Source organism: Streptomyces sp. NPDC051315, assembly GCF_044455165.1.
GTDB lineage: Bacteria > Actinomycetota > Actinomycetes > Streptomycetales > Streptomycetaceae > Streptomyces.
Genome location: NZ_JBITEN010000045.1, coordinates 1 through 4,342 on the forward strand (window position 1 = coordinate 1; position 4,342 = coordinate 4,342).

The window sequence follows — 4,342 nt, forward strand, 5'->3', positions numbered from 1 at the left end:
TCGGCGAACCGCGCCGCGAACACCGAAGACGACTCCAGCAGCTCCACCGCCATCCCCACCCACTGCGCCCCCTGCCCCGGGAACACGAACACCGGGTCGACGCTCTCGCCCGGCCTCGTGGTGAGGCCCCGTGCCGTGTGGGCGGGGTGGTCGCCGCGCGCCAGGGCGCGCAGGGCGTTGACCTGGGTGTCGCGGTCGGCCCCGACGATCACCGCCCGTTCCTCCAGGGCGGCACGGCCGGTGGCGAGGGTGTGGGCAACGTCCGCGACGCCGAGGTCTGCGGACCGCACGCGCTCCGCGAGCCGCTGCGCCTGTTCCCGCAATGCGGTCTCCGAGCGTGCGGACAGCAGCCACGGGACGACGGTGTCGGGCCGCGCCGCGGTGGAGGCCTCCGGCTCCTCGACGGCGGGGGCCTGTTCGACGACGACGTGGGCGTTGGTGCCGCTGCCGCCGAAGGAGGAGACGCCGACGCGGCGCGGCCGGTCGTGCTCGGGCCATTCCACGGCCTCGGTGAGCAGGCGCAGGGTGCCGGAGGACCAGTCGACGTGGGGGGTGGGCTCGTCCGCGTGCAGGGACTTGGGGACGATGTCGTGCCGCAGGGCCTCCACCATCTTGATGACGCCGGCGATACCCGAAGCGGCCTGTGTGTGACCGATGTTGGACTTCACCGAGCCGATCCACAGCGGGCGGTCGGCGGGCCGGTCCTTCCCGTAGGTGGCGAGCAGGGCCTGCGCCTCGATCGGGTCGCCCAGCTTGGTGCCGGTGCCGTGCGCCTCGACCACGTCCACGTCCGCCGCCGACACCCCGGCGTCCGCCAGCGCCGCCCGGATCACCCGCTGCTGCGAGGGGCCGTTGGGGGCGGTGAGCCCGTTGGACGCGCCGTCCTGGTTGATCGCCGATCCCCGGACGACGGCCAGGACCTGGTGGCCCCGCTCCTGCGCGTCCGACAGCCGCTCCAGCAGGAGTACGCCCACGCCCTCGCCCCAGCCGGTGCCGTCGGCTCCGGCGGCGAAGGGCTTGCAGCGGCCGTCGGGCGCGAGACCGCGCTGCCGGCTGAACTCGATGAAGTTGCGCATGGTCGCCATGACGGTGGCGCCGCCGGCGACGGCCATGGAGCACTCGCCGGAGCGCAGGGCGCGGACCGCGAGGTGCAGGGCGACGAGCGAGGACGAGCACATGGTGTCGAGGCTGACGGCCGGGCCCTCGAAGCCGAGGCTGTAGGCGATACGGCCGGACAGGACCGCCGCGGAACCGCCGGTGAGCAGGTGGCCCTCGACACCCTCGGGGGCACCGGTGCCGTCGACGGCGTACGCCTGGTTGCTGGCGCCGATGAAGACGCCGGTGGAGCTGCCGCGCAGGGTGGTGGGGTCGATGCCGGCCCGTTCGAAGGCTTCCCAGGTGGTCTCCAGCAGCAGCCGTTGCTGCGGGTCCATCGCCGTCGCCTCACGCGGCGAGATCTCGAAGAAGCCGGCGTCGAACTCGGCGGCGTCGTGCAGGAAGGCACCCTGGCGGACGTAGCTCGTGCCGAGCCGGTCGGGGTCCGGGTCGTACAGGGCGTCGATGTCCCAGCCCCGGTCGGTCGGCAGGTCCGAGACGGTGTCGACGCCGTCGGCCACGACCTGCCACAGGTCCTCGGGAGTACGCACGCCGCCGGGCATACGGCAGGCGGTCGCCACGATGGCGATGGGTTCGTGCGCCCGCGTCTCCAGCTCGGTGAGCCGGCGCCGCGTCTGGCGCAGGTCGGTGGTGACGCGCTTGAGGTACTCGCGGAGCTTGTCCTCGGTGTGGTCCGTGTTGCCCATGGCAGTCAGCCCTTCGAGAATCGGGAGATCGTGTCGGGGGACCGCTCAGGAGATCCCGAGTTCCCTGTCGATCAGGTCGAACATGTCCTGGTCGGAGGCGTCGACCAGTTCCTCGTCGACGGCCGGGTGCGCCGGCCCGTCGGTGGGTGGCGTCCAGCTGTCCAGCAGGTCGCGCAAGGCGTCCGCGAGGTGCTGTCTGCCGTCCGGGTCGGTCGTGGCGCGGTAGGCCGCCTCGAGCTCCCGGAGCCGGGGGTCGAGGCCGGAGCCGGAGTCCTCCGCCGGGAACAGCTCGGTGTCGAGGTGGTCGGCGAGCGCGTTCGGGGTGGGGTGGTCGAACACGATGGTGGCGGGCAGCCGGGTGCCCAGCGCGGCGCCGAGCCGGTTGCGCAGTTCGACCGCGGTCAGCGAGTCGAAGCCCATGTCCCGGAACGCCTTGCCCGCCCTGATGCCGTCGCCGGAGCCCAGGACCATGCCGACGTGGGTCCGGACCAGGTCGACCAGGCGGCGGCGCCGCTTGGCGGCCGGCAGAGCGGCGAGTTCACCGCGCAGTCCGCCGACGGCCGTGGTGTCGTCCTGCTCGGCGGTCTCCTCCTGGCGTCGCTCCGCCAGCAGCTCCCGGACCTCGGGGACGTCCTCGATGAGCGGCCGGTGCCCGTGCGCGCAGTACGCCGGTACGAACCGGTCCCAGCGGATGTCGGCGACGACCAGGTTGGTCTCGTCGCCCGCGACCGCCTCGCGCAGCGCCCGCACGGCGAGGTGCGGTTCCATCGCGGGCACGCCACGGCGCAGCAACTGCTCCCCGACCTCGGCGTCGACCATGCCGCCGCCCGCCCAGGCGCCCCACGCGATCGACGTGGCGGGCAGGCCGGCGGCCCGTCGCCGCTCGGCGAGAGCGTCGAGGTGGGCGTTGGCGGCGGCGTAGGGCGCCTGTCCGCCGTTGCCCCAGACGCCGGCACCGGAGGAGAACAGGACGAAGGCGTCCAGCGGACGGTCACCCAGCAGGTCGTGCAGGTGCTGGGCACCGACGACCTTCGCGTGCATAAGGTCCACCGCCTCGTCCGCGTCGACCTCGGTGAGGGGCCTGGCCAGGTCGACGGCCCCGGCGGTGTGGACGACCGCGGTGAGCGGCAGTTCGTCCGGAACGCCGTCCAGGACGGCGGCGAGCGCGGCACGGTCGGCGACGTCGCAGGCGGCGATGGTGACACGGCAGCCGAGGTCGGTCAGCTCCCGCTCCAGTTCAACCGCACCGGGAGCATCGGCCCCCCGCCTGCTGGTGAGCAGCAGATGGCCGGCTCCCTCGCGGGCCAGGTCCCGGGCCACGTGGGCGCCGAGCGCGCCGGTGCCTCCGGTGATGAGGACGGTGCCGCGCGGCTTCCAGGCGGAGCCGGTGGTCACCGGCTCCGGTCCTCGGGGCGAGCGGACCATGCGCCGGACGTGCACACCACCGGCGCGCACGGCGAACTCCGTCTCGCGACCCCTCGTTGCGCCGTCCCCCGCATCCGCATCGACCAGGAGAGCGGGCAGACGGGCCAGCAGTTCGTGCGCGTTGTCCCCGGCAGGCAGGTCGACGAGGCCGCCGGACCGCTGCGGATCGTCGAGCGCGGCCACCCGCAGCAGACCGTGGACGGCGGCCTGTCCGGCGTCCGGTGCCTCCGAGGCGGCGTGGACGGTGACCGCTGCCCGCGTCATCGCCCACAGGGGGACGGCGAGCCCGGTGTCCACGAGTGCCTGGCTCAGGGCCAGGGAGGACAGCAGCCCCCGTGAGACACCGCTGCTCCGCTTGTCGGGTGCGTCGTCCAGCGCGAGCAGCGACAGCACGCCCGCGGGCGGCTCGTCGGCGGACGCCACATCCGCCAGCCGTTCGGCCAACACCGCCCGGTCCGCGTTCTCCGGCGCCTTCAGGCATACGACGTCGGCGCCCGCCTCTTGCAGTACGTTCCGTGTCCGCGACGTCAGCTCGTCGTCGGTCCACGTCTCCGGGACGGCGAGGAGCCAGGTGCCGTTCAGGGTGCCGGTGGCGGGTGGGTCGTAGGGCCGCCAGACCACCCGGTAGCGCCAGCTGTCCACCATGGCGCGCTCCTTTTCCGCCTTCCGCCAGGCCGCCAAAGCGGGAACGACGGCTCGCAGCCCGTCCTGGTCGGACACTCCGAGGGTGGTGGCCAGCTCCGACAGGTCGCCTTCCTGAACGGTCCGCCAGAACCGCTCCTCCACCGGGTCGGCAGCCCTGTCCGAGGGCTTCGGCGCGTCCAGCCAGTACCGGCGCCGCTGGAAGGCATAGGTGGGCAACTCGACTTGGCGCGGGGACAGCCCGTCGAAGGCGGGCGTCCAGTCGACCGCAACACCACGGGCCCACGCCTCCCCCAGGGAGGCGTACAGACGGTCCAGGCCGCCTTCGCCCCGGCGCAGCGATCCCACGACCACGGCATCGGCGCCCGCCGCCTCGAGGGTCTCCGCCACCGGCACCGTCAGCACCGGATGCGGACTCATCTCCAGGAACGCGCCATGACCGGACTGGGCGAGCTGACGCACGGCCGGCTCCA

At 73.7% G+C, this 4,342-nt stretch carries 2 protein-coding genes; both read right to left on the reverse strand.

The features are described 5' to 3' along the window. The coding region (locus tag ACIBBD_RS38665) for a type I polyketide synthase (protein WP_399424695.1) at positions 1–1,802 on the reverse strand (1,802 nt) is incomplete at its 3' end. A gap of 45 nt (positions 1,803–1,847) precedes the next feature. Further along, positions 1,848–4,342: SDR family NAD(P)-dependent oxidoreductase (locus ACIBBD_RS38670; RefSeq protein ID WP_399424696.1), on the reverse strand; the 2,495-nt coding region annotated here is incomplete at its 5' end.